The sequence below is a fragment of the Lentibacillus juripiscarius genome (assembly GCF_042685205.1).
GTDB classification, from domain to species: domain Bacteria; phylum Bacillota; class Bacilli; order Bacillales; family Amphibacillaceae; genus Lentibacillus; species Lentibacillus juripiscarius.
This window is the reverse complement of sequence record NZ_JBHUNA010000040.1, coordinates 1-24,167: the sequence shown is the minus strand read 5'-3', so window position 1 is coordinate 24,167 and position 24,167 is coordinate 1. Positions and strand designations below refer to the sequence as shown.

26 protein-coding genes are annotated in these 24,167 nt (G+C 42.6%); 25 read left to right on the top strand and 1 reads right to left on the bottom strand.

The genetic code is table 11. The features are described from left to right. Positions 1-9 precede the first annotated feature (9 nt). The 6 genes from ACFSUO_RS15085 (at position 10) to ACFSUO_RS15060 (ending at position 6,145) form a co-directional block, all read left to right on the top strand. The gene (locus ACFSUO_RS15085) at positions 10-1,542 is read left to right on the top strand and encodes a RecQ family ATP-dependent DNA helicase (RefSeq protein ID WP_382395578.1); all 1,533 of its coding nucleotides are present in this window, start codon (positions 10-12) and stop codon (positions 1,540-1,542) included. After that, positions 1,526-2,095, top strand: a complete 570-nt coding sequence (locus ACFSUO_RS15080; RefSeq protein ID WP_382395576.1) for a CPBP family intramembrane glutamic endopeptidase — start codon at positions 1,526-1,528, stop codon at positions 2,093-2,095. The genes ACFSUO_RS15085 and ACFSUO_RS15080 overlap by 17 nt, the downstream gene beginning before the upstream one ends. Continuing rightward, complete coding sequence (locus tag ACFSUO_RS15075) at positions 2,092-2,430, top strand: hypothetical protein (RefSeq protein WP_382395574.1); 339 nt, start codon at positions 2,092-2,094, stop codon at positions 2,428-2,430. The genes ACFSUO_RS15080 and ACFSUO_RS15075 overlap by 4 nt, the downstream gene beginning before the upstream one ends. Positions 2,431-2,943: 513 nt before the next feature. Further along, a complete protein-coding gene (locus tag ACFSUO_RS15070) occupies positions 2,944-3,525 on the top strand; it encodes a genetic competence negative regulator (RefSeq protein WP_382395572.1) in 582 nt (193 codons plus the stop codon). 209 nt (positions 3,526-3,734) lie between these two features. Continuing rightward, positions 3,735-4,967 (top strand): Glu/Leu/Phe/Val family dehydrogenase, encoded by a 1,233-nt coding sequence (locus ACFSUO_RS15065; protein WP_382395721.1) that lies wholly within the window; start codon positions 3,735-3,737, stop codon positions 4,965-4,967. A 194-nt stretch (positions 4,968-5,161) separates the two neighbouring features. After that, entirely contained in the window at positions 5,162-6,145 is a 984-nt protein-coding gene (locus tag ACFSUO_RS15060) for a YpdA family putative bacillithiol disulfide reductase (protein ID WP_382395570.1), read from the top strand. A 275-nt stretch (positions 6,146-6,420) separates the two neighbouring features. Here the strand turns inward: ACFSUO_RS15060 and ACFSUO_RS15055 are convergent, their stop codons facing one another. Further along, entirely contained in the window at positions 6,421-7,392 is a 972-nt protein-coding gene (locus ACFSUO_RS15055; RefSeq protein ID WP_382395568.1) for an asparaginase, read from the bottom strand. A gap of 84 nt (positions 7,393-7,476) precedes the next feature. Between ACFSUO_RS15055 and prsW the strand changes: the two genes are divergently transcribed. The 19 genes from prsW to ndk all read left to right on the top strand — a co-directional run bounded on the left by prsW (position 7,477) and on the right by ndk (position 24,004). Beyond that, positions 7,477-8,151, top strand: coding sequence for a glutamic-type intramembrane protease PrsW (gene prsW, locus ACFSUO_RS15050; RefSeq protein ID WP_382395566.1), 675 nt, complete (start codon positions 7,477-7,479; stop codon positions 8,149-8,151). Positions 8,152-8,284: 133 nt separating this feature from the next. Beyond that, on the top strand, positions 8,285-9,142 hold the full coding sequence (gene sleB, locus ACFSUO_RS15045; protein ID WP_382395564.1) for a spore cortex-lytic enzyme: 858 nt from the start codon (positions 8,285-8,287) through the stop codon (positions 9,140-9,142). Between the two features lie 15 nt (positions 9,143-9,157). After that, positions 9,158-10,534, top strand: a complete 1,377-nt coding sequence (ypeB, locus tag ACFSUO_RS15040) for a germination protein YpeB (RefSeq protein WP_382395562.1) — start codon at positions 9,158-9,160, stop codon at positions 10,532-10,534. 193 nt (positions 10,535-10,727) lie between these two features. After that, a complete protein-coding gene (cmk, locus tag ACFSUO_RS15035) occupies positions 10,728-11,420 on the top strand; it encodes a (d)CMP kinase (protein WP_382395719.1) in 693 nt (230 codons plus the stop codon). Then, the gene (locus ACFSUO_RS15030; protein ID WP_382395560.1) at positions 11,420-12,025 is read left to right on the top strand and encodes a lysophospholipid acyltransferase family protein; all 606 of its coding nucleotides are present in this window, start codon (positions 11,420-11,422) and stop codon (positions 12,023-12,025) included. Before cmk ends, ACFSUO_RS15030 begins: the two co-directional genes overlap by 1 nt. 72 nt (positions 12,026-12,097) lie before the next feature. Next, positions 12,098-13,228 carry a 30S ribosomal protein S1 gene (gene rpsA, locus ACFSUO_RS15025; protein ID WP_382395558.1) on the top strand — a complete coding sequence of 377 codons (1,131 nt, stop codon included), beginning with the start codon at positions 12,098-12,100 and terminating at the stop codon, positions 13,226-13,228. Between the two features lie 162 nt (positions 13,229-13,390). Then, positions 13,391-14,008, top strand: coding sequence for a YphA family membrane protein (locus ACFSUO_RS15020; RefSeq protein ID WP_382395555.1), 618 nt, complete (start codon positions 13,391-13,393; stop codon positions 14,006-14,008). 90 nt (positions 14,009-14,098) lie between these two features. Further along, complete coding sequence (der, locus tag ACFSUO_RS15015; protein WP_382395553.1) at positions 14,099-15,409, top strand: ribosome biogenesis GTPase Der; 1,311 nt, start codon at positions 14,099-14,101, stop codon at positions 15,407-15,409. An 11-nt stretch (positions 15,410-15,420) separates the two neighbouring features. Beyond that, positions 15,421-16,458, top strand: coding sequence for an NAD(P)H-dependent glycerol-3-phosphate dehydrogenase (locus ACFSUO_RS15010; protein ID WP_382395551.1), 1,038 nt, complete (start codon positions 15,421-15,423; stop codon positions 16,456-16,458). Positions 16,459-16,518: 60 nt separating this feature from the next. Next, the gene (locus ACFSUO_RS15005) at positions 16,519-16,779 is read left to right on the top strand and encodes a stage VI sporulation protein F (protein WP_382395549.1); all 261 of its coding nucleotides are present in this window, start codon (positions 16,519-16,521) and stop codon (positions 16,777-16,779) included. A gap of 206 nt (positions 16,780-16,985) precedes the next feature. Beyond that, positions 16,986-17,183 (top strand): DUF2768 domain-containing protein, encoded by a 198-nt coding sequence (locus ACFSUO_RS15000; protein ID WP_382395547.1) that lies wholly within the window; start codon positions 16,986-16,988, stop codon positions 17,181-17,183. A gap of 10 nt (positions 17,184-17,193) precedes the next feature. Continuing rightward, on the top strand, positions 17,194-17,934 hold the full coding sequence (locus ACFSUO_RS14995; RefSeq protein WP_382395545.1) for a hypothetical protein: 741 nt from the start codon (positions 17,194-17,196) through the stop codon (positions 17,932-17,934). A 331-nt stretch (positions 17,935-18,265) separates the two neighbouring features. Further along, positions 18,266-19,744: a stage IV sporulation protein A gene (gene spoIVA / locus ACFSUO_RS14990; protein WP_382395543.1), complete on the top strand. Its 1,479-nt coding sequence runs from the start codon at positions 18,266-18,268 to the stop codon at positions 19,742-19,744. Positions 19,745-20,128: 384 nt separating this feature from the next. Then, positions 20,129-20,401 carry an HU family DNA-binding protein gene (locus ACFSUO_RS14985; RefSeq protein WP_382395541.1) on the top strand — a complete coding sequence of 91 codons (273 nt, stop codon included), beginning with the start codon at positions 20,129-20,131 and terminating at the stop codon, positions 20,399-20,401. 115 nt (positions 20,402-20,516) lie between these two features. After that, positions 20,517-20,729 (top strand): trp RNA-binding attenuation protein MtrB, encoded by a 213-nt coding sequence (gene mtrB / locus ACFSUO_RS14980; RefSeq protein ID WP_382395539.1) that lies wholly within the window; start codon positions 20,517-20,519, stop codon positions 20,727-20,729. Positions 20,730-20,843: 114 nt separating this feature from the next. Next, entirely contained in the window at positions 20,844-21,638 is a 795-nt protein-coding gene (locus ACFSUO_RS14975; protein WP_382395537.1) for a heptaprenyl diphosphate synthase component 1, read from the top strand. A 2-nt stretch (positions 21,639-21,640) separates the two neighbouring features. Continuing rightward, positions 21,641-22,363: a demethylmenaquinone methyltransferase gene (locus tag ACFSUO_RS14970; protein ID WP_382395535.1), complete on the top strand. Its 723-nt coding sequence runs from the start codon at positions 21,641-21,643 to the stop codon at positions 22,361-22,363. A 140-nt stretch (positions 22,364-22,503) separates the two neighbouring features. Continuing rightward, positions 22,504-23,475: a heptaprenyl diphosphate synthase component II gene (gene hepT, locus ACFSUO_RS14965; RefSeq protein WP_382395717.1), complete on the top strand. Its 972-nt coding sequence runs from the start codon at positions 22,504-22,506 to the stop codon at positions 23,473-23,475. 82 nt (positions 23,476-23,557) lie between these two features. After that, entirely contained in the window at positions 23,558-24,004 is a 447-nt protein-coding gene (ndk, locus tag ACFSUO_RS14960; protein WP_382395533.1) for a nucleoside-diphosphate kinase, read from the top strand. Positions 24,005-24,167: the final 163 nt, after the last annotated feature.

The following is a 24,167-nucleotide window of genomic DNA, read 5'->3' as shown; positions in this document are numbered from 1 at the left end:
GGATCCGAATTGAATATACGTATGCTGAAACAGCAGCTATGGGAAAAATTTAACATAGATTCGTTCAGGTCTGGACAGGCAGAGATCATCAGTGATGCCATGGACGGAAACGATGTATTGGGTATATTGCCGACGGGTTCTGGCAAGTCATTATGCTATCAATTGCCTGCAACATTAACAGGTGGCGTAACGATTGTGGTCTCACCGCTTATTTCGTTAATGGAAGACCAGGTTAAACAGCTAAAGGCTGCAGGAATAAAATCTGCAGTAGCATTAAACAGTTTTATGAACCCATTGGAAAAGAAACGTGTTTTCCGGGAATTAAACCATTACCAATTAATTTATGTATCCCCGGAACTTCTGCAACAGAATGAAATCATCCATCGATTGCAGCAGATGCATGTCAAGCTGTTTGTTGTAGATGAAGCCCATTGCATCTCGCAATGGGGACATGAATTCCGCCCTGATTACTTGCGACTTGAAGAGGTTTTAAAAGCATTGAATCATCCCGTTGTCATGGCCTTGAGTGCTACAGCAACACCGGAAGTGCAGCGTGATATTGCAAGATCCTTGGGCAGGCCTGACATGAAGAAACATATATACCCAATGGATCGGGACAATATAACGTTCGCGGTGAAAGAAGTAACCGGTGACAAAGAGAAATTGGAAATCATCGTTCGTCTGTTAAAACGATACCGGGTACCAGCATTGATTTATTTTTCGAGCAAACGGAAAACGGAGGAGACAGCAGCATATCTTTCCGAACAAGTGCCTTCACACCGTATTGCATTTTATCACGGTGACATGGATCAAATGGACAGAATTACCATTCAACAGCAGTTCATGAATGACCAAATCGATGTTATTTGCTGCACAAGTGCATTTGGAATGGGCATTAATAAACACAACATCCGGCTGATTCTCCATTATCACTTTCCACTTCAAATTGAATCTTTTATTCAGGAAATAGGCAGAGCGGGCCGAGATGGAAAATCCAGTGTCAGTTTGCTTCTGTATAGTCCGGCGGATAAAGCAATTCCCAATTCTATCATCGAGAATGAATTGCCGGAAGAAGGAGAGTTGCAAACGATTGCCGGAAAACTGCAGCAGCTGTCTGAACTGCCACCAACTGAGGAACTCTTGCCAATGCTTGAGCTAAACGAAATTCAATGGCGGTTTTTGCATTATCAGATGGAATCCCATGGTATGATAGAGGATAATAGAATTGTTCATAGACATGGCCGCTGGGAACAAGCACTTCAGGAAATTAGCAGCCTTATCAGCAGACGCTCCGCCTTGAAGAACCGTAAATTGTATGAAATAGTCAGCTGGATACAGGAGGATAATTGCTTACGTGAGTCACTTTACAAAGGGTTTCAAAAGACGTTTAATCCACCATTATACGAATGCTGCAGCAATTGCGGATTTTCTTTCAAAAACTGGGAACCGGAGCAGACAGGCGGGGAATTTCCGGCTTTGTCATGGGATGCAAAGTTAAAAAATATATTTTTCGCCGGGGGTCAGCATGCCGAAACAGAGTGAACTGATTAAACAGTTATCCGATAAAGAATTGCTGAAACAGCTGATATACACGCAATTGTTCCTTGTAGGCACTGGTATCGTGCTGAGCATTCTATTTTTTGATAGAATGGGCATATGGCTTGAATTATTTGAAGCGGATATGCATGATATTCTTTATTATGGTCTCTTGACAGGCATCATCATTGTTATTGCCGACTTGCTTCTGATGTACATTTTCCCGAAAAAATATTATGATGATGGCGGTGTGAATGATAGAATATTTAAAAATCGTTCGGTTCCAGGGATATTTTGTATTGCTTTGGCGGTGGCTATCAGCGAGGAATTGCTGTTCCGCGGCGTTATTCAGACTTCATTCGGCTACATTGCCGCAAGCTGTTTATTTGCACTGATACATGTTCGCTATTTAAGAAAGCCCGTATTGTTTATTTCTGTTCTGCTTGTTAGTTTTTACATTGGTTATATATTTGTCATTACGGAAAATCTGGCCGCAGTTATAATGGCGCATTTTACTGTTGATTTAGTGCTAGGCCTGATTATTCGCTTGCAAAAATGAGGTGGGGTGTGTTGCATTTGGAAACAAGAGAGCAAGATGACCAGGCTAAGGATTTGCGAGAGTTGCTTAATGAAGTGGAAGGTACAAATGAAGAAGGTGACAGCCGGCGAACGGAGGAAAGCGGGGAAATAGGCGAATCAGCACGGGAGAAGGTTGATATACTAGATCTGCCGCCGCGCCGGGAAGTGCGCACCGGGAATCATAAAGGGATTAGGCTGAAAATGAGCAGGGCATCCTTGCGTCTCTTGACCGTCATCATTGTATTGCTTGTGCTGCTTGGTGGTGCATTTTATCTGTGGGGAGAAGAGCTCTTGGAACTTATTCAGCACATGTAATATAACAAAGGCTCTTTTCGTGTAGGTAGTTGTTATTTAGCCCGCAGCCCGAATACACTTCGCTTTCCGCGGGCGAGCAACAATCTTATAGAAAACAGCCAAGCTACACGTCCTGTGGGATTACCGGTACTACCCACAGCATCTCAATACTATAAATTCCTAACCCTTGAAAAAGGTGCCATTTTCTGGCGCCTTTATTGCTTATGTAAAAACTTTCAACTTCTGGCCATTTATTTCTATTTTTCCCTCCCAGGATCAGCACCATGCCATCCTGAACCATCCCGTTTAGGCTGTATCAGATATCTTTTCATTCATAGCAATCATTTGTATAATGGGATTCTGAGACTGACAAGGGTATAAATGGAGTCTCAGCAGAATACATAGCAACAAATTATCATGTTCAACAATGGCTTCGTCCGCATATAGTATAGTAAGACAGTGCTGCTATGACAGAATGAATCTGTCATGCGGGTGAAAGCAGCATTCACATGCAATGAAAAAGGGGGATGCTTTATGCGTATAGAGCGGGTGTCCGACAACCAATTCACCATATTCCTGACGTTCGATGATCTGGTTGACCGTGGTTTTACGAAAGAGGATCTGTGGTATGATGCAGCAAATGTACGGAATTTGTTCAGCGATATGATGTATGAAGCAAGTACTGAATTAGGCTTTGAACTGGAAGGGGTACTGCTCGTTCAAGTGCATTTGATGCAGGCACAGGGAATGCATGTTGTGGTAACACAAAAAACAGGGAAGACGGAATGGGATGACGACTTTGTTGAAATGAAAGTAACATTGGATGAAAGTAAGGAATTAATTTTTTCTTTCCATGACTTTGAAGATATCATTCAAGTTTCAGCCTATCTTGCGGCATTGCCGGTGACAGGCGGACAAATATATCATATGAATGACCGCTATTATATGTTATTGCATGAAGAGGAACTTCTGCAAAAGGACAGGGAAGATGTGATAGCAATCATGTCCGAGTTTGCTTTCCCAAGCATCATTACTTCGCACAGGCTGAAGGAATATGGGAAAGTTATCATGGATTCGTCCGCTGTCAGTAAAGTAATGGCTGTATTTCATGGCTAGGAAATGGCGGTTGTAGCGGGTATTGCGCAACCGTCTTCACGCCTGACTTTTTTCCGCGCGAAAATCGATTTATTTTATTGCATATTTATTATGAAGGTGTATACTAATCTCTGAGAACAGCTATAATAAAAATATTTTTCGATTATCTAGGAGGTAAATACATGGTAGCCGATAACGCAGCAGATTCTGCTAAGGAGAATAATGAAAGTATGGACGTGTTGCATTCCACACGGACTGTTGTCAAAAATGCATTGGATAAATTGGGTTACCCTGATGAAGTATTTGAATTAATGAAAGATCCAATCCGCATGATGACAGTGCGAATTCCGGTTCGGATGGACGATGGCTCTATCAAGATTTTCACCGGTTATCGGGGACAGCACAATGATGCTGTTGGACCAACAAAAGGCGGGGTACGATTTCATCCGAACGTCACGGAGAAAGAAGTGAAAGCCTTATCAATATGGATGAGCCTGAAAGCCGGTATTGTTGACTTGCCATATGGCGGCGGAAAAGGAGGAATCATTTGCGATCCTCGTGAAATGTCATTCCGTGAATTGGAAGGGCTCAGCCGTGGCTACGTTCGTGCGATCAGTCAGATTGTCGGCCCGAATAAGGATATCCCTGCTCCGGATGTGTTTACAAACTCACAAATTATGGCCTGGATGATGGATGAATACAGCCGTATTGACGAGTTTAATAATCCGGGATTCATTACGGGTAAACCAATTGTTCTCGGCGGATCACATGGCAGAGAATCCGCAACTGCAAAAGGTGTTACAATCTGTATCAACGAAGCTGCCAAGAAAAAGGGTATTGATGTGAAAGGTGCGAGAATTGTTGTACAAGGATTCGGAAATGCCGGCAGTTTCCTAGCTAAATTCCTGCACGATGCGGGCGCCAAAGTGGTAGGAATATCGGATGCCTATGGTGCACTGCATGATCCTGACGGACTTGATATTGATTACTTGCTGGACCGGCGCGACAGTTTTGGGACGGTCACAAATTTATTCAATGAAACCATTTCGAACGAGGAACTGCTGGAATTGGACTGTGACATTTTAGTTCCCGCAGCGGTTGAGAATCAGATCACTGAACAAAATGCGGATAACATAAAAGCAACCATTGTTGTTGAAGCTGCAAACGGACCTACCACACTTGGAGCAACCAAAATGCTGTCGGATCGCGGAGTTCTGCTCGTACCGGATGTGCTTGCATCCTCAGGCGGTGTAACTGTCTCCTATTTTGAGTGGGTACAGAACAATCAGGGCTACTATTGGACTGCAGAAGAAATTGATGAAAAACTACATGAAAATCTGATAAAAGCATTCAATAATATTTATGATACTGCTGAAACAAGACGAGTTGATATGAGGCTTGCGGCATATATGGTTGGTGTCCGGAAGATGGCTGAAGCCGCCCGGTTCCGCGGCTGGGTATAATTCAAGCTGCATATAAGGCCGATATACCGATTGGAACAAAACAAAAAAAGTGACGAAAAAACTCTTATCATGTATAGTGGGATAGGAGTTTTTTCACTTTTTTAGAAGGCTGATTGACGAACTGTAAGCCATCGTCATGGTGGTTTTTCTGTTTGAATAATCTCTAAAAGATTTTTAATAAGGAAGTGCGTACGATGCAAAAGGAACATACGATTATCGTGGGCGGAGGCCCTTGTGGCATGGCCTGTGCCCTCGAACTTCAGGAACATGGCATTACCCCTTTGATCATTGAGAAAGAAAATGTAGTGAACACCCTTTATAATTTCCCGACCCATCAGACGTTTTTTAGCTCAAGTGAAAAGCTTGAAATCGGGGGAATTCCTTTCATAACGGAAAGACAAAAACCAGTCCGCAATCAGGCGCTGGCATATTACCGTTCTGTTGCCAGAAGGGAAAATTTGCGGATAAATGCCTATGAAAAGGTGCAGCATATAACCTCGGATGGAAGCGAATTTAGCATTAGAACGGTTAAAAATAATGGCGAAGAACAGGAATACGCTGCTGCAAATGTCATTATTGCAACCGGTTATTATGATCAGCCTAATACAATGGACATTCCCGGTGAAACACTTCCAAAAGTGATGCATTACTTTAAGGAAGCACACCCCTACTTCAATAAAAATGTTGCTGTTATCGGCGGCAAAAACTCAGCTGTAGATACGACACTGGAGCTGCATAAAGCCGGTGCTAATATTACCGTGTTATACCGCGGTGATGACTATTCCAAAAGTATTAAGCCATGGATACTGCCGGAATTTGAATCATTAGTCCGGAAAGGGACCGTCCACATGGAATTTAATGCGCACGTGCAGCAAGTTACAGCTGATAAAGTGATTTATACCGCGGACGGAGAAACAAAAGAAGTAGAGAATGACTTTGTGTTTGCCATGACCGGGTATAAACCTGATCATCATTTTCTGAAGGAAATGGGTATTGCCATTGATGCGGAAACCGGACGGCCATTTTTTGATTATGAAACGATGGAAACAAATGTTGAAGGTATTTATGTGGCGGGCGTTGTTGCCGCAGGATATAACAATAATGAAATTTTCATTGAAAATGGACGCCATCACGGTGGCCTGATAGCTGAGGCAATTGCTGAAAAAAATAATAACTAGCTGTTGGTTTTTGACTGACAGGAAATAGGAGAGGTCAGGCCGTTCCGCTGGTTCTCTCCTGTTTATGTTTGTTAAGGGTGTTTTTTCAGGGCTGTTTTCGTATACTAGCTGTTATTGATCCCTCTGCCCGAACACACTTCGCTTTCACCACTCCGGGTACAACTGCACGTGTATTCGGGCAGCTCAGGGTATTAACCATTTTTTTATTTAATTTAAATGCAAAATCCTCTTAAATTATATGTGGAGTGGCTTTCCGCAGACGGGCTGCATTTATATCAATAAACGTTTTCGAATATGTTTTTCAGCATGTCAGGGTTATTCGTTTTTTCTAATGCAATCAGGAGTTTAATTCTGGCTTTGGGGCCTGTTAAGCCATTGGCAAAAATAACTCCCAGCTCCTTCAACTGTCTTCCCCCACCAACATATCCATATGTAGGCTGAACAATCCCCTGATAACACCTGGATACCAATATTACTGGTACGCCGTCAGCGATAAATTGTTCCAGTGGTGTAAGGGTGTCTTTTGGCAGATTGCCTTCTCCTAGTCCTTCGATCACTAGACCATCCGGCTCAGCTTGTTTCAAAGCATCAAGGATTCCCATGTCCATACCTGAATACGCTTTTAGCAACAGCACATTTTTCGAAATGTGGTGGACTGGATGTGTATGCCGTTCAAGAATCGTATGGTGAAAGATAATGGACTCTTTTGTAATCATACCGATCGGCCCGTTTTGTGGGCTTTGGAAAGTAGCGACATTGCTGGTGGATGTCTTTGTCACATTTCTGGCTGTATGTATTTCGTCGTTCATGACAACCAATACGCCTTTGTCCCATGCTTCAGGACTAGTGGCTGTACGGAGTGAACTGATCAGATTGTATAGCGCATCAGACCCTATTTCATTGGTGGATCGCATAGCGCCGGTAATAATGACTGGTTTCCGTATATTTGTTGTCAAATCCAGAAAATAGGCCGTTTCCTCCAGTGTATCCGTTCCATGTGTAATAACAAACCCATCGTATTTGTCGGAAAGGGCATTTATCTTATCTGCCAGCTGCAGCATATGATTTGGTGTAATCTGCGGCGAGGGCAGTGAAAATGGGATATATTCATCTACATTCGCAATGGATTTGTACTGGTCAGTCAGATTAGTCATCGGATGTTTATTTGTTGTGGTCACTTCTCCTGTTTGTTTATTTTCAACCATGGAAATGGTCCCGCCGGTATGGATAAGTGCGATCGTTTTCAAGTTCATCACCTCTAATAACTGTTTTCATTCACCTTGCTCCATGATACGATAACTATAACATAATGGGGAAGAGGGCTTAAGAAGATGCTTGCTGTTTTGACTGCCGCCATAGCTCCTGCACTTGCGTTATTGGCTTTTTTTTACTTGAAAGATAAGTTTACTGAACCACTGTCATTAATTGTGAAAACATTTATACTGGGTGCTCTTTTGGTGTTTCCAATCATGTTCATCCAATACGGGTTTTCTGCAGAGAATATTGGTGAGAGCAATGTGATCCATTCATTTTTTATATCGGGTCTGACAGAGGAATTTTTTAAATGGTTTATCTTTATTTACGTTATTTTTCATCATACGGAATTCGATGCACACTATGATGGGATTGTTTATGGGGTGTCCATCAGCTTGGGATTTGCGACTGTCGAAAATATTTTGTACTTGTTTACAAATGGAATGGAGTACGCTTTTGCAAGGGCATTATTTCCTGTTTCTTCACACGCCTTGTTTGGTGTCATGGCGGGGTATCATTTCGGGAAAGCGAAAATGGCCGTCCGGAATAGAAAGTGGAATATAGCATTAGCCCTGCTTCTTCCTTTTTTCCTGCATGGAACGTACAATTATATCCTCGCTTCCATTAGTAGTTACTGGCTCCTGTTATTGATCCCTTTTATGATTGGTCTTTGGTTTGCAGCTTTACGACGGGTGAAGCATGCAAACGAGCGTATCTCCATCAACCGGGATGCGAAAAAGATTATGCCATAGATAATGAATCTGTTCAAAACCTTTGTATCACTGATGCAAAGGTTTTTTTTTGCTTGGTGGTTCCGATGAATAAAAAGGCTGTTTCGTAAAAAAATAGGCTCAACATGATATTGGATATCAGGAGGAAACTAAGATGACCCACAAAAGATTATTCCTGTTCATGATGATATGTTTACTGGCTATTGGACTGTATTCATCCTATTCCCCTAAACCGGTGAATGCATTCACATCACAGGTTATTCAGCATGGTGCAACGGGGGAGGATGTGATTGAGCTTCAGGCACGTTTGCAATATGTAGGTTTTTATAAAGGAAAAATAGACGGTGTGTTCGGATGGGGAACGTATTGGGCGCTCCGTAATTTTCAAGAGGAATTCGGACTGGATGTTGATGGACTTGCCGGATCTGAAACAAAACAGAAATTGGCGGACGCCTCCGAATATGATGAAGGCTTTGTAAAAGAACAGTTAAGAAAAGGTAATGAATTTACACACTATGGCGGCGTCGATAAATCCAAACAATCCAAACCGAAACAAAATACCGATACCAATACAGAAACAAATGAGAACAAAGGCAATGAAACGGCAGATGAAAACACGAATGTTGAGCCAACTGCCGCAAACGTTCCTCAGGGATATTCCCAAAATGACATTCAGCTGATGGCAAACGCCGTCCATGGGGAAGCAAGAGGAGAACCATATGTTGGGCAGGTGGCTGTCGCTGCTGTTATTTTAAACCGTGTCGAAAGCCCGACATTCCCGAACACGGTATCAGGAGTGATCTTTGAGCCGCGGGCATTTACTGCCGTTGCTGATGGCCAAATATGGTTGGAGCCAAACGAAACAGCAAGGAAAGCAGTTCTTGATGCCATTAACGGCTGGGACCCATCAGGTAATGCTTTATACTACTTTAACCCGAACACAGCAACATCGGACTGGATCTGGTCCAGGCCGCAAATTAAAAAGATCGGGAAACATATCTATGCGAAATAGGAAGGAGCAATGAGCATGGTACGATGGATAATGATAGGCGTTCTGGCGCTTGGCGTTGCCGGCACCGCGTTCTGGGGCTATCAGGAACACCAGGAGAAAAATGCTGTGTTGATTCAGGCTGAAAATAATTATCAGCGGGCATTTCATGAACTGTCTTACCATATGGATATTCTGCATGACAAAATAGGTACGGCGCTGGCGATGAATTCTAAAGAAAGTCTTTCCCCTCAGATGATTGAAATATGGAGGCTTACTTCAGAAGCCGTGTCAAATGTTGGGCAGTTGCCTCTGACATTGATGCCGTTCAACAAAACGGAAGAGTTTTTATCAAATATAGGGGAGTTCACATACAAGACTGCTGTCAGAGACTTAAACAAAAAGCCTTTGAACGACAAGGAAATGGCAACACTGGAGAATTTATATAAACAATCCGGGGATTTAAAAGATGAACTGAGAAAGGTACAGCACACAGTTCTGGATGAAGATCTGCGCTGGATGGATGTTCAATTGGCACTGGCCACCCAGGATGAACAATCTGATAACACGATTGTTGATGGGTTTAAAACGGTTGAAAAGAAAGTGGAAGGATTTGCTGAGAGTAACGTTGATTCCGCTCTTACCGGAACATCCTCGAAAGAACATAAATATAAAAACTTAAGCGGTGAGAAGATTAGCAAAAAGGAAGCGGCAAAAAAGGGCGCGAAATTGTTAAATGTTAAAAATGAAAGCAATCTGAAAGTCACTGAAAGCGGTAAGGGAGCAGATTTGCCGATTTACAGTGTCTCGTACCAGAACGGCAATAAAAATGGCTACATGGATATGTCCGCAAAAGGCGGGCATCCACTGACATTATTAGTTAACCGTAAAGTCAGTGAAAAAAATATTAGTCTCAATGAAGGGTTGGAAAAAGCCAAAAAATATCTTGATCAATATAATTTTGATGATATGGCTTTATTCCAAAGCAATCAGTTTGACAATATTGGTGTTTACTCGTTTCTTTACAACCAGGATGGTGTCCGGGTGTACTCCGATGCTATCGAGGTGAAAGTTGCCCTTGATAATGGGGACTTGCTCGGATTGACGGCCAGGAACTATTTTATGAACCATAAAGAGCGGGATATACCTGAGCCTGAACTATCTTCTGAAGAAGCGAAAGAGAAAGTCAACCCTGATGTGGAAATCCATGAGGAGCATATGGCAGTCATTGATAATGATGAAGGCGAAGAAGTGCTCGTATATGAGTTTCTAGGGGTTCTTGGAAACGAGACATATCGCATCTTCATTAATGCGATGGACGGAACGGAAGAAAAGGTGGAAAAACTGGACGGCACAGAAATTAATTTCGCATCCATTTCCGAGGGAAGAGTAATATCTTCCCTTTTTTATGCCTAAAGCTAATGATGACTCTCCGTTTTGCTGCAAGAGAAAAGAATTATGGCAGTACCGCGATTTACGAGTAGAACTTTAATTCGCATGTATGTTATCCTTTTAATTAAGGGGATACATAGAAACTGCCAAATGACATTTAGAAAATTGTCTTATACAGGATTGAGATGAGAGGAATGAATGACAGCTAATGACGGAAATGAACACGAAAGAACTAGCAGTTGCAATTGACGGACCGGCAGCAGCCGGCAAAAGCACCGTTGCTAAACTCGTTGCCAGTGAATTAGCGTATATCTATATTGATACTGGTGCCATGTACAGGGCTCTGACATTGAAAGTACTCCGGGAACAGATTCCTCCCGATGACGATCAAGCCATTTCAGATCTCCTGGCAAAAACGGATATGCAGCTCGAACAGGGGGACAGTGGTCAGCATGTTCTGATGGATGGGGAAGATGTAACAGAAGCTATCCGATCTGAGTATGTGACAAATAATGTATCCCATGTCGCAAAACACGCGAGCGTGCGCAAGGAAATGGTACAGCGGCAGCGGGAACTCGCGAATAAGCGCAGTGTCGTCATGGACGGGCGGGACATTGGAACCCATGTCATTCCGGATGCGGAAGTCAAGATTTTTTTGAAAGCATCCGTTGAAGAGCGGGCAAAACGGCGTTATGATGAAAATGTAAAAAAAGGATTTACAGCCGATTTTGAAAAGCTGAAAGAAGAAATAGAACAAAGGGACCAAATTGACTCAAAGAGGGAGGTTGCCCCGCTAGTCAAAGCCAATGATGCAATTGAATTGGATACAACCGATTTAACCATTAATCAAGTGGCAGCATCTGTTCTTGAAGAAGTCAGTAAGGTGCTTGAAACCAGGAGAGATGGATGATGAGTCTTTACAAAACCGCTAAAGCCATTGTGTCAGGCATTTTTTATCCTTTGTACCGCATTCAGGTTATTGGAAAAGAAAATGTACCGAAACAAGGTCCGGTCATTATTTGCTCGAACCACATTTCCAATTTGGATCCCCCTGTTGTTGGGATAACATCGCCAAGGGATATTTATTTCATGGCAAAAGGAGAACTGTTTGAACGTGCGTTTCTGCGTAAATTGCTATACGGCATTCACGCATTCCCGGTAAAAAGGGGGATGAAAGATCGTAATGCACTGCGCAAAGGGCTGGGAATACTGGAAGAAGGGAAAACGCTTGGCCTTTTTCCGGAAGGGACCCGGAGCAAAACAGGGAAAGTTGGAAAGCCTATGGCGGGAGCTGGCTTCTTCGCACTTCGATCAAATGCCGCCATTGTCCCATGCGCCATCATCGGACCTTATAAGCCCGGGAAGAAATTGACCGTTATATACGGGGAACCGATGGATATGGAATCGCACCGTGTTGCGAGAACATCAGCAAAAGATGCAGCTGAGGCAATTATGGCGGAAATCAGGAAACTGATTGAAAATTATAATTCCCAGCATACATCTCTTGACAAATAATTATAATTATTAGAAGTTATAAATACGATATTTTTTGATTTTTGTTGTTTGTATTTTAAGGAGGGCGAGTATATGAGTGAATCCAGTAACGAAATGCAGCAGTTGAATATAGGCGATGTTGTTACAGGGACTGTTGTGAAGGTGGAAGAGAAACAAGTTCTTGTTGATGTTGGCTACAAAACGGAGGGGATTGTTCCTATCAGTGAATTATCCAGCCTTCATATCGAACAGGCAAGTGACATCGTACAGGAAAATGACACAATGGATCTTTATGTCAAAAGAATGGAAGACGATGAAGTCATCTTGTCTAAAAAAGCAGTGGATGCCGAGAAAGCCTGGGAGTCACTGGAAGAAACATTTAATAATGGCGACGTGTTCGAAACAGAGGTCAAAGAAATTGTAAAAGGCGGCCTCGTCGCTGACGTTGGTGTGCGCGGCTTCATTCCAGCTTCATTAGTGGAAACGTATTATGTCGATGATTTTTCTGATTATATCAATAAGCCGCTCCGTGTAAAAATTGTTGACCTGGACAAGGAGCAAAACCGTGTTATTTTGTCACATAAAGATGTCGTACAGGATGAACTGAATGAAAAGAAACATGAAGTGCTTCAGTCACTGGAAGAAGGACAAGTCCTGGAAGGTGTAGTAGAACGGCTTACAAACTTTGGTGTGTTTGTGAACCTCGGCGGAATTGACGGACTTGTACATATATCCCAGCTGGCACACGAACATGTTGAAAAAGCTTCCGATGTTGTCACTGAGGGGGATACAATTAAAGTTGAAGTACTGTCTGTTGACAGGGACAATGAACGTATTTCCCTATCCCACAAGAAAACATTGCCAGGTCCGTGGGCAAACATTGAAGAGCGCGTGAAGCAGGGGGATATCCTTGAAGGCACTGTTAAACGCCTTGTCAATTTCGGTGCTTTTGTTGAAGTCTTTCCTGGTGTGGAAGGATTGGTGCATATATCACAGATTGCCAATCGGCATATCGGCACGCCACAGGAAGTACTTGAAGTCGACCAGCAGGTAAAAGTGAAAGTACTTGACGTTAGTGAGAAAGACGAACGGATATCACTCAGTATCAAAGAATTAGAGCAGGAACAGGAAGCGTCTGAAGTTAAACAATATGAAAAAGATGAAGATCAATCGGGATTCCAGCTCGGGGATTTCATCGGAGACAAATTAAACAAATATAAATAACAGATGTTAAGCTAGCACCTAGAGAACCAATTGAAGGGGCCCTTTTCAGTATGGAAAGGGTCTTTTTTATGACATCAGAAATCGCTGCAAGGCGAATACTGAAGTGCTTCTATGTTTAATGCTGCTAAAAGTCTGCCATACTGGTAGTGGCAGGTGTTGTTTATGAGTGACGGACTTATTTTTTATTGGTTTGCATGGATCGGATGTATTATTGTCACATTCTTTATGCCGGAAGGAAAGCGCCGATCCTTTCTGACTTCGTATATATTAATATTGATCCTTCTTGCCAATTTTCAGCTGACCATTGGCGGGTTCACATTTTCGCTCAGTTTTGCCGCTTTGCTGATGATGTCCTTCTGTCTCTCTGCCAGACTGCCTAAAACTGCCTTTCATTTAATCGTTTCTTTTATTGTCATGTTAGGATATACAGCGATTCATATTTGGTACTTTTCTTCCCCGCTGCAATTTTTTCTTCCCCAGCTCGCTACGCAGTCGCTCATACCTTTTTTGCTGGCAATCTTGCTTGCAAAAGGTTTTTGGAACAGACTGGTCAGCTGTCTGTCAGGTATGGTGGGAGGGGAGTGGCTTTACAGTTTTATCCTGGCTAGTTATTCATTTCCGGATGTGATTGGTGATATGCGCTTTCTTGATAGCACAGTTATATTTGTTGCTGTTTTAATTTGTCAGAGTTTGTTATCAGCAGGGAAGCGAAAACTAAAGGAATTAGTAAACCGTGCTGTATTGAAACCAAGATCGTTTGTCAAAAAGAAGGCACAATAAGAAGTTTTGTACTATAATTGTGGTTGAAGTGTTCTTTTGCTAGAATATGTACTTAGTATCGATTCAGAGAAGTGGAAAGGATGTCCTTTCATGAGGAAATCTGTTGTAGCGATTGTAGGAAGACCAAATGTAGGTAAATCAACTATATTTAACCGGCTCGTGGGGGAGCGTATCTCCATTGTAGAGGATACACCAGGTGTAACCCGTGACCGGATTTATGCCGAGGCCGAGTGGCTGACAACAACATTTGATTTGATTGACACCGGTGGAATAGAGATGAGTGACGAACCACTGCTTGTCCAAATGCGGAATCAGGCTGAAATTGCCATTGACGAAGCAGATGTGATTATTTTCATGCTTAACGGTAAAGAAGGAATGACGGCAGCGGACGAAGAAGTTGCTAAAATTCTGTATAAGTCAAATAAGCCTGTCGTTGTGGGGGTTAATAAAATAGATAACCCTGAGATGCGGGAAACAATATATGACTATTATGCATTGGGTTTTGGTGAACCACATCCAATTTCAGGAGCACATGGACTGGGACTTGGTGACTTACTGGATACAGTTGTCGGGTACTTTCCTGAACAACATGATGACAGCCATGACGAAGACACAATATATTTCAGCGTAATTGGGAGACCAAACGTGGGGAAATCCTCACTTGTCAACGCCTTGCTGGATGAAGACCGTGTCATTGTCAGTGATATAGAAGGAACGACAAGGGAAGCCACTGACACCCGTCTACATAAAGATGATCAGGATTTCGTCATTATTGATACAGCCGGCATGCGAAAACGCGGAAAGGTTTATGAGGCAGCCGAAAAGTATAGTGTTCTTCGTGCATTGAAAGCAATTGAACGCTCGGATGTGGTTTTGGCACTGATTGATGCGGATACAGGTATTAGAGAACAGGACAAAAAGATTGCCGGTTATGCACATGAAGCTGGAAAGGCCATCATTCTCGTCGTTAATAAATGGGACACGGTAGAGAAAGACGAAAAATCCATGAGGGAATTTGAAAAAAAAGTTCGTTCTCAATTTCAGTATCTGGATTATGCACCGATTGTGTTTCTGTCGGCAAAAACAAAAAAACGGCTGCATACATTGATTCCTGCAATCAAAACGGCCAGTGAGAATCATGCAAAACGCATTCCGACAAATGTTTTGAATGATGTCATTATGGATTCATTGGCATTAAATCCAGTGCCGACGCTGAAAGGCAGACGTCTGAAAGTGCTTTACGCAACGCAGGTAGCAGTTAAACCGCCATCTTTTGTCATATTTGTCAATGATCCAGCATTAATGCACTTTTCATATAAAAGGTTCCTGGAAAACAGAATCAGAGAAGCTTTTGGATTTGTAGGAACACCGATTAACATATTTGCCCGAAAACGCGCTTAGGGGGACTAGCATTGCAAAAAGTAGCTGTATTAGGTGCCGGCAGCTGGGGTACTGCACTTAGCATAGTGCTGGCAGACAATGGATATGATGTTCGGCTGTGGACCCATCGCAGGCAGCAGGCTGAAGAGATTAATTCAAACAGCACGAATGAAAAGTATTTACAGGTAAAGCTGCCGAAACAGATTCAGGCATATTATGAACTTGAAAAAGCTGTTGCTGATGTATCGGCCATTTTGATTGTTGTGCCGACCAAAGCAATTCGTGAAGTTTGCAGCGAATTGAGCAATAAGCTTCACCATCATCCGACAATCATTCACGCAACTAAAGGAATTGAGCCGGAATCACTTAAACGTGTGTCACAGCTGATTAGTGAAGAAATGGATGCGTATAATTATGATGATATTGTTGTGCTTTCCGGTCCAAGCCATGCAGAAGAAGTTGGGGAACGCCAGCCAACTACTGTAACCGTATCCTCCGTGAATGAGCAGAATGCCGCTTTTGCCCAGGACTTGTTCATTAATGAATCGTTCCGTGTTTATACAAGCACGGATATGGTAGGTATTGAACTGGGCGGAGCATTAAAAAACATTATTGCACTTGGGGCTGGTATTTCCGACGGATTAGGTTATGGTGATAACGCAAAGGCGGCGCTAATAACCAGAGGACTGGCAGAAATAACCCGGCTGGGGGCTTCTTTAGGTGCCAGTCCGCTGAGCTTTTTAGGGCTTCCGGGGGTTGGTGATCTAATTGTTACCTGTACAAGCACGCACAGCCGCAACTGGCGTGCAGGCAACCTTCTCGGGAAAGGGTACAAGCTTGGAGATGTGCTCGAACAGATGGGAATGGCTGTGGAAGGTGTTCGTACAACGAAAGCAGCCAGTCAGTTTGCACACCAGCAGCAAATCGAGATGCCGATTACGAATGGCCTGCATAAGGTTCTGTTTGAGGATATGAATCCAAGGGATGTGGTTGATCAGCTAATGAACCGAAATAAGCGCGAAGAGATGGATGACTTGTCAGCATTCATCCGTACGGACTGCTCTGACTAACACGTAACCGCCTGCTGTGCATATAATATGTTGAAACGACTTTTGCAAGGAGGCGAGCGTGTGAGTAACTTTCAGGATGATCTTTTTGATAAGGTACAGAAGCAGTCAGACGTAAATCCGAATGACATTCATAAAGTCGCTGATTCTGTCAAAAATGCCGATTTTTCAGATGAAAAGACGGTCAGAGAGCTCGTTCAGCGCTTAGCGAAAATGGCCGATAAACCAATACCCAAGTCGAAGGAAGACAGGATTGTAGAGACAATAACGAAGAACAATATGCCAATGGATATGCAGACGATAAATAATATGTTTAAAAAATAAGTATATCTGGGCAAGTGAGGATACATTATTCTGTATGCTTGCATAAGCTAAATCGCACAAGCATTCATGGATAGAGTTGCTTTGGGTATTTATTTAGTCATTCCGGGATGAAGACAGCCCCCTTCTCCCGGGAATTTTTTGTGCCTGTTTTTGGGTAATTATGTTATAATACACGTGGTTTACAGTTATGAATAGGGGTGAGTGAGATGTCTGAAGGAATGCTGAATATGTGGATTTCGTTCATTGGCATGGGGCTTTTGCTTTTGGCCATGGGACTTATTGTCTTCAGCAGGTACAAGCTGAAGGGATGGGTGGCAGGTATTGTATCCATCTTTGCCTATCTGTCATTAGTGTTCGGCGCTGTCATCATTATATATATTGTTTTTAGCGGACCAACGCGGTAGGAGGTTTCACATGTTCAATCATACATATAGGCGACTTGCCTGTCTCATGCTTATAGTCACTTTCTTGAGCGGGTGTCTTTATCCGGAAAGTGAATTGTCCAAAAACAGCGAACCGAATGAATCACAGCTCGAAAAGGTGCAAGAGGCGGTAGATCAGTACCAGGAAGAGACACAGGGGCTTTTGCCTATTAAAACAAAAGCTAGCGATACACCAATTTTCCGGAAATACTTAATTGACTTTCAGTCGCTGAAAGAGCAGAATTTGCTGTCGGAGATACCGGCGACTGCTTATGAAAACGGCGGCGCTTATCAATACACAATCATTACACCTGAGGACAATCCGCGGGTGAAATTGATTGACTTACGCATTGCTGATGCCATAAGACAAGTAACCTTGAAACTGCAAACGTATCGCAATGAGCACATATATCCGCCATTTGGAAACGAAATTTCGGAAGGGGTTTACCAGGTTGACTATGAAAAGCTGGGCCTTGATAAACGTCCACATGTGAAAAGTCCTTTTTCCAAAGAAAACTTGCCAATCGTGATGGATACAAAGGGCAACCTGTATGTGGACTACCGCATTGATTTAAATCACGCATTGGAAGAATACAAACATGATTATCAGAAAGGAGACGATATCCGGTATTTGCTCGCGGAAAACACGCCTTTTGTCCCTGCATATTCCCTCCCCTATACCATTCAGGATGGGGAGCCGGTATTCCAAGTCTCTGTTAAATCTAAAAAATAATCATATTCAATCCCTTGTGACATATATTGTGTTGCAAGGGATTTTTGATATAGTTTTAAGATTGCGTGTTTAAAAAGGAGGATAAAAAGGACCGGTCGGCTAAGGTCTCGGGCGTCCTCGAAAAAACGGAAAAGCAAGCCAATGATGGAATTCGAAGTGTCGTTTTTACCGGACTTTTTAAACATCCTTTAAGAGTGATTATATCTTTTTTGAATCTTTTAGTCCTTAGTAGGTCATATTTCGAATGGACAACATCATAGACTTGTAATGTCAATATTTCGCAGGCTCTTTATGATTATGGAAAAGGAAAAGGAGATCGGGAGGGGATCACTTGGAGAAAGTTGATATTTTCAAAGATATTTCGAAACGGACGAATGGAGATATTTACCTTGGGATCGTAGGTGCTGTCCGGACCGGAAAGTCAACTTTTATTAAACGTTTCATGGAACTGGGCATCTTACCAAACATTTCTGATGAGGGTGAACGCGACAGGGCACATGACGAATTACCGCAAAGTGCTGCCGGAAGAACCATTATGACAACCGAGCCAAAGTTCATTCCAAATCAGGCAGTGTCTGTCCAGGTTGACGAAGGTCTCGATGTAAATGTCCGACTGGTGGATTGTGTCGGCTATGCAGTGGAAGGGGCAAAAGGGTTTGAGGATGAGAACGGACCAAGAATGATTAACACACCTTGGTATGAAGAACCCATCCCGTTTCATGATGCAGCTGAAATCGGTACGAGAAAAGTCATTCAGGAACATTCCACAATCGGTGTTGTCATTACAACGGATGGTTCATTTGGTGACATCGAACGTGCAGACTACGAAGATCCGGAAGAAAAAATTGTTGAGGAAATGAAGGAAGTCGGCAAGCCATTCATCATGGTTGTCAACTCGGCGCGGCCAACCAGCCATGAAACGGAAGTATTGCGTCAGGAACTTTCGGAAAAACATGAAATACCGGTCCTGGCAATGAGCGTTGAATCAATGTCTGAACATGATGTTTATAATGTGATGCGTGAAGCATTGTATGAATTCCCGGTACTGGAGGTTAATGTCAATCTTCCAAGCTGGGTCATGGTGCTGCATGACGATCATTGGCTGCGCCAGGATTACCAGGAAGCCATTCAGACAACGGTGAAAAATATTCGAAGGCTTCGGGATGTTGACAGTATTGTCGGCGATTTCAGCGAATACGATTATATAGAGAGCGCAAATATTGCCGGCATGGAAATGGGAGAAGGGATAGCAGAGATTGATCTGCATGCTCCGGACTATCTATATGACGAGGTACTGAAAGAAATTGTTGGTGAGGAAATACGCGGCAAAGAGCATTTGCTTGAGTTAATGCAGGATTTCGCTCATGCTAAGCGCGAATATGATCAAGTTGCAGGTGCACTGAAGATGGTGAAGCAAACTGGCTACGGCATCGCAGCCCCACAATTGGAAGACATGGAATTGGATGAACCGGAAATTATCCGCCAAGGATCCAGGTTTGGTGTTCGGCTGAAAGCAATTGCACCATCCATTCATATGGTAAAGGTAGATGTGGAATCGGAATTTGCGCCTATTATTGGCACGGAGAAACAAAGTGAGGAATTAGTCAGGTACCTCATGCAGGACTTTGAAGAAGATCCATTGTCGATTTGGGAATCTGACATATTCGGAAGATCATTAAGCTCTATTGTGAGAGAAGGCATACAAGGAAAGATTTCTATGATGCCCGAAAATGCCAGATATAAATTAAAAGACACACTCGAACGGATTATCAATGAAGGTTCAGGTGGGTTAATAGCAATTATTTTATAGCAGCTATACATAGTTGCTATTTTTTTTGCTTAAAAAACTCCATGATTTTTAAATTTTTTTCAGATGAAGGCAGGATTCCGCAAGTTTATGTCGTATATCTTTAAATAGAGACGGTGTAGCAGAAATGAGCCCTTGCTGCTTCTGTTATTCCCATCATATTCCAGAAGGGCTTTAATGAATGGAAAAAGACGCCTGAATATGAAATAAATATGGATAAATTCAGCGGTTATTGTTGAATTTTGTTTCAATCTCGTTTAATATAAGCCTTGTCATCATTGAATTGATGGCATTAGGTATAAAAATGGACAAGTTGGGAACAAATGATTGTATGATTACAAGATGTTCCTATACCGTTTGGAAACTTCTTGGGAGGAGGTGAATGTCATGAATAAAACAGACTTGATAGATGCTGTTGCAGAAAAAAGCGAACTTTCCAAAAAGGATGCTACAAAAGCTGTTGATGCAGTTTTTGAATCTGTCATGGATTCACTTAAAAAAGGTGAAAAAGTACAATTAATCGGCTTCGGTAACTTCGAAGTACGTGAACGTTCGGAACGGAAAGGCCGTAATCCGCAGACAGGGGAAGAAATTAAAATTCCTGCAAGTAAAGTTCCTGCATTCAAACCAGGAAAAGCCCTTAAAGAAAGTGTTCAGTAATATTTCTTACATAGGGCAGAAGGGCACGTGTAGACGTGCTCTTTTTTCACTTTTTGCCCCTTTTGATAAAATTCTCCACCATGGTATTGGTCAAAATAAACGGGGAGTGTTGAAAATGGGAAATAATGATTTTTTTGTAATTAAGGCGCTAGAAGATGGCGTGAACGTAATTGGTTTGACAAGAGGCAGCGACACACGTTTTCATCATTCCGAAAAACTGGATGCGAATGAAGTGATGATTGCACAATTCACAGAACATACTTCTGCTGTAAAAGTCAGGGGAAAAGCCGTCATCCAGACAAGTCATGGAGAGATGAATAACGAGTAGCCATAAACTGCTGCATTCTTCCGTGTATCGGCTCAAATTTTTTGTTATGGAACATCCTCATATTATGCTATAATGACTGTATGATTTGGAGTCAATGGAAGGGTGCGGGTGGTTGTGTTGCAGACATCCAGTATAGAAATCAATAGTGTGAAAGCACTGATTCATGAGAAAATACATAATTCACTGATTGAAAAACATGTACAAATTCCTTATTTGAATGATGATAAATTATATATTTTGATATCCATTCTCAATAATACACCGCTGCCGGACGCGAAAAAGAAAAACTATATCATAGCCACCATGCTTGTCCAGATGGCATTGGATATTCATGACGGAGTCCCTGAAACGAATGAGTGCCAGCAACATGATGATGAAGAGAAATCGAAACAATTATCTGTGCTCGCGGGTGATTACTACAGTAGCTTATATTATCTGCTGCTTTCGGAAGTAGAAGAAATTGAGCTTATTGGTGTACTGGCAGCAGCCATTAAAGAGATTAATGAGACAAAGATGCAATTATATTATAAAATGAATAATGAAATGTTTCCTCTAACTATGCAGCACATTAAAAAGTTGGAATCACTGCTGATTATACGAGTTGCCGACTTTACCGGCGAAACTCTAATCCGTGACATTGCTGCTGAGTGGCTTGCAGTCAGAAAACTGGCTGCTGCAAGATGCAGGAGAGATCGTGATAACAACGTGATGTCTTCTGACATTTGGGATGACCATATCGCAAATAAGGATCATCAAGCTATTGCATCATTTCTTAAAAGGGAAATAAAAGCAATTAATAACCACCTGATACAGTTTCCTGCACATCTGGCCGGACTGGGCGCGGAATTAAAGGATACACTGAATGAATCACTATCCGATAATGAATCGATTGCGGAAGAAGGGAAATAGGCATGCAGCATCCATCAAAAGAAGAACGGGTCCATCATGTTTTTGAAAAGATATCTGACCACTACGACACCATGAACTCGGTCATTTCCTTTCAGCGCCATAAATCATGGCGGAAAGATGTTATGAAGCGGATGAATGTCCCAAATGGGGCAACAGCACTGGATGTATGCTGTGGAACCGGTGACTGGTCCATTTCTCTAGCTGAAGCGGTGGGATCTTCGGGTAAAGTGATTGGTCTGGATTTCAGCGATAACATGCTGTCCGTTGCCAATACAAAAAATGATAAACTGCAATACAAACAATTATCTTTTATCCAGGGAAATGCAATGCAGCTCCCATTTGAAAGTAGTTCGTTTGACTATGTTACCATTGGATTTGGGCTGCGCAATGTACCCGACTACATGACAGTGCTAAGGGAAATGTACCGGGTTGTGAAGCCAGGCGGAAGAGTGGTGTGCCTTGAGACTTCACAGCCGACCATGATTGGCTTTCGGCAAGGTTATTATCTTTATTTCCGTTTTATCATGCCTTTATTGGGAAAGTTATTCGCAAAAAGTTACAAGGAGTATGCATGGCTGCATGAATCCGCAAAAAGCTTTCCTGATAAACAGACACTAACAGAAATGTTTTATGAAGCAGGCTTTGATCATGTTAAAGTGAAACAGTACACGGGTGGAGTAGCCGCCATGCATATGGGAGTTAAAAAAGGGACAATCCCTCTGTAAGTATATGCACTTCCTTCTATCGGGACGTGCTGAGCAAGCTTATGTTCATACCGATTTTGACGGGTTCCATTTTCTTTTTAATGTTCTTTCCGAACGAAAGAAATGGTTATCCGTCAAGACAGGATAAAAAGGTGACATGCATGAAGTTGACGAAAACATATGGGCATTTAAAAAAAGAATTAGATATGATTGAACATGCTCTGGCCGACGCTATCCAGGCCGAACATGATATTTTACGCGAAACTTCCACACAGTTACTGCAGGCAGGGGGAAAACGTATCCGCCCTGTTTTTGTCTTGTTGTGCGGGCAGCTTGGGGAATACAATGCAGAACGTGTCAAAACGGCTGCTGTTTCACTGGAGCTGATTCATATGGCATCACTAGTACACGATGATGTGATAGATGATGCATCATTACGCCGGGGCAAGCCTACCATCAAAGCGTTATATGGCAACCGCACGGCAATGTATACAGGTGATTTCATTCTGGCCAGAGCATTGGAGAACATCACTAAACTGGAAAATCCGGCTGCTCATCGCGTCCTTTCCAAAACGATGGTACAAGTCGCGAAAGGTGAGATTGAACAAATCAGGGACAAATATAACTGGGATCAAAATTTGCGGAATTACCTGCGTAGAATCAAACGAAAAACTGCACTTCTCATTGCGGCAAGTTGCAAGCTGGGCGCAATTGCGTCTGGTGTGCCTGAGGAGAGGGCTGTTAAATTATTCCGGTATGGCTATTACATCGGAATGTCCTATCAAATTATTGATGACATTCTTGACTTTACCGCATCGGAAAACCAGCTGGGTAAGCCTGCAGGGAATGATTTATTACAGGGAAATGTCACATTGCCGGTGCTTATTGCAATGAAGGACCCGTCATTTGACAGAAAGCTGCGTGATACGTTTGCAAATCCGGAACTCGTGACACCAGCGTCCATGGTCCCTCTGATTGAATCATTGAAGCAAACGGGCGCCATTGCATCGTCCTACCGGATAAGTGATCTCTATTTGCAAAAAGCATTGAAGCAGCTTGATGATATTCCGCACCATATAGCAAAGCACACCTTGCAGACCATTGCGAAGTATATTGGCAAAAGACGTTCATAAGCATATTGTTATTCAACCGGAAGTCTGGTAAAATTTTTATCGGTTGTTCGAAACAAAATACATAATAGAAGAGGTGCACAAAATGGAACAGACATTCTTAATGGTAAAACCGGACGGCGTTCAGCGCAATTTAGTTGGTGACATTGTCAGCCGGTTTGAGCGCAAAGGATTTAAACTGGCCGGAGCAAAGCTTATGCAAATTTCTGATGAGCTGGCGAAGACACACTATGGCGAACATCAGGACAAGCCTTTCTTCGGTGAATTAGTTGAATTCATCACATCCGGACCTGTTTTTGCAATGGTATGGGAAGGTGAGAACGTCATCTCGACAGCGCGTGATATGATGGGCAAAACCAACCCGCTTGAAGCAGCTCCGGGTACTATTCGTGGCGACTATGGAATGACAGTCGGCAAGAACATCATCCATGGATCAGATTCCTCTGAGAGTGCTAAAAAAGAAATTGGCCTTTTCTTCCAGGAAGATGAAATTAAAAGCTACTCCAAACAAGATAGTGAATGGATTTACTAAGAATGTAGCCTCCGTTATTCAAACGGAGGTTTTGCTTAGGTAAAAAAATACCCTCAAAAAAGGTAACGATACGTTTGTTGGTGAACAAGCGTATTTTTGTGCGACGGGCAGTCGCACCTAGTGTAGATTACTACACTGAACTAACTTTTAAAGGATTGGAGTA

Coding starts and splice junctions, on each gene's coding strand:
- ACFSUO_RS15080 (WP_382395576.1), top strand. CDS start 1,526: ATGCCGAAACAGAGTGAACTGATTAAACAGTTATCCGATAAAGAATTG.
- ACFSUO_RS15075 (WP_382395574.1), top strand. CDS start 2,092: ATGAGGTGGGGTGTGTTGCATTTGGAAACAAGAGAGCAAGATGACCAG.
- ACFSUO_RS15070 (WP_382395572.1), top strand. CDS start 2,944: ATGCGTATAGAGCGGGTGTCCGACAACCAATTCACCATATTCCTGACG.
- ACFSUO_RS15065 (WP_382395721.1), top strand. CDS start 3,735: ATGGACGTGTTGCATTCCACACGGACTGTTGTCAAAAATGCATTGGAT.
- ACFSUO_RS15060 (WP_382395570.1), top strand. CDS start 5,162: ATGCAAAAGGAACATACGATTATCGTGGGCGGAGGCCCTTGTGGCATG.
- prsW (WP_382395566.1), top strand. CDS start 7,477: ATGCTTGCTGTTTTGACTGCCGCCATAGCTCCTGCACTTGCGTTATTG.
- sleB (WP_382395564.1), top strand. CDS start 8,285: ATGACCCACAAAAGATTATTCCTGTTCATGATGATATGTTTACTGGCT.
- ypeB (WP_382395562.1), top strand. CDS start 9,158: ATGGTACGATGGATAATGATAGGCGTTCTGGCGCTTGGCGTTGCCGGC.
- cmk (WP_382395719.1), top strand. CDS start 10,728: ATGAACACGAAAGAACTAGCAGTTGCAATTGACGGACCGGCAGCAGCC.
- ACFSUO_RS15030 (WP_382395560.1), top strand. CDS start 11,420: ATGAGTCTTTACAAAACCGCTAAAGCCATTGTGTCAGGCATTTTTTAT.
- rpsA (WP_382395558.1), top strand. CDS start 12,098: ATGAGTGAATCCAGTAACGAAATGCAGCAGTTGAATATAGGCGATGTT.
- ACFSUO_RS15020 (WP_382395555.1), top strand. CDS start 13,391: ATGAGTGACGGACTTATTTTTTATTGGTTTGCATGGATCGGATGTATT.
- der (WP_382395553.1), top strand. CDS start 14,099: ATGAGGAAATCTGTTGTAGCGATTGTAGGAAGACCAAATGTAGGTAAA.
- ACFSUO_RS15000 (WP_382395547.1), top strand. CDS start 16,986: ATGTCTGAAGGAATGCTGAATATGTGGATTTCGTTCATTGGCATGGGG.
- ACFSUO_RS14995 (WP_382395545.1), top strand. CDS start 17,194: ATGTTCAATCATACATATAGGCGACTTGCCTGTCTCATGCTTATAGTC.
- ACFSUO_RS14985 (WP_382395541.1), top strand. CDS start 20,129: ATGAATAAAACAGACTTGATAGATGCTGTTGCAGAAAAAAGCGAACTT.
- mtrB (WP_382395539.1), top strand. CDS start 20,517: ATGGGAAATAATGATTTTTTTGTAATTAAGGCGCTAGAAGATGGCGTG.
- ACFSUO_RS14970 (WP_382395535.1), top strand. CDS start 21,641: ATGCAGCATCCATCAAAAGAAGAACGGGTCCATCATGTTTTTGAAAAG.
- hepT (WP_382395717.1), top strand. CDS start 22,504: ATGAAGTTGACGAAAACATATGGGCATTTAAAAAAAGAATTAGATATG.
- ndk (WP_382395533.1), top strand. CDS start 23,558: ATGGAACAGACATTCTTAATGGTAAAACCGGACGGCGTTCAGCGCAAT.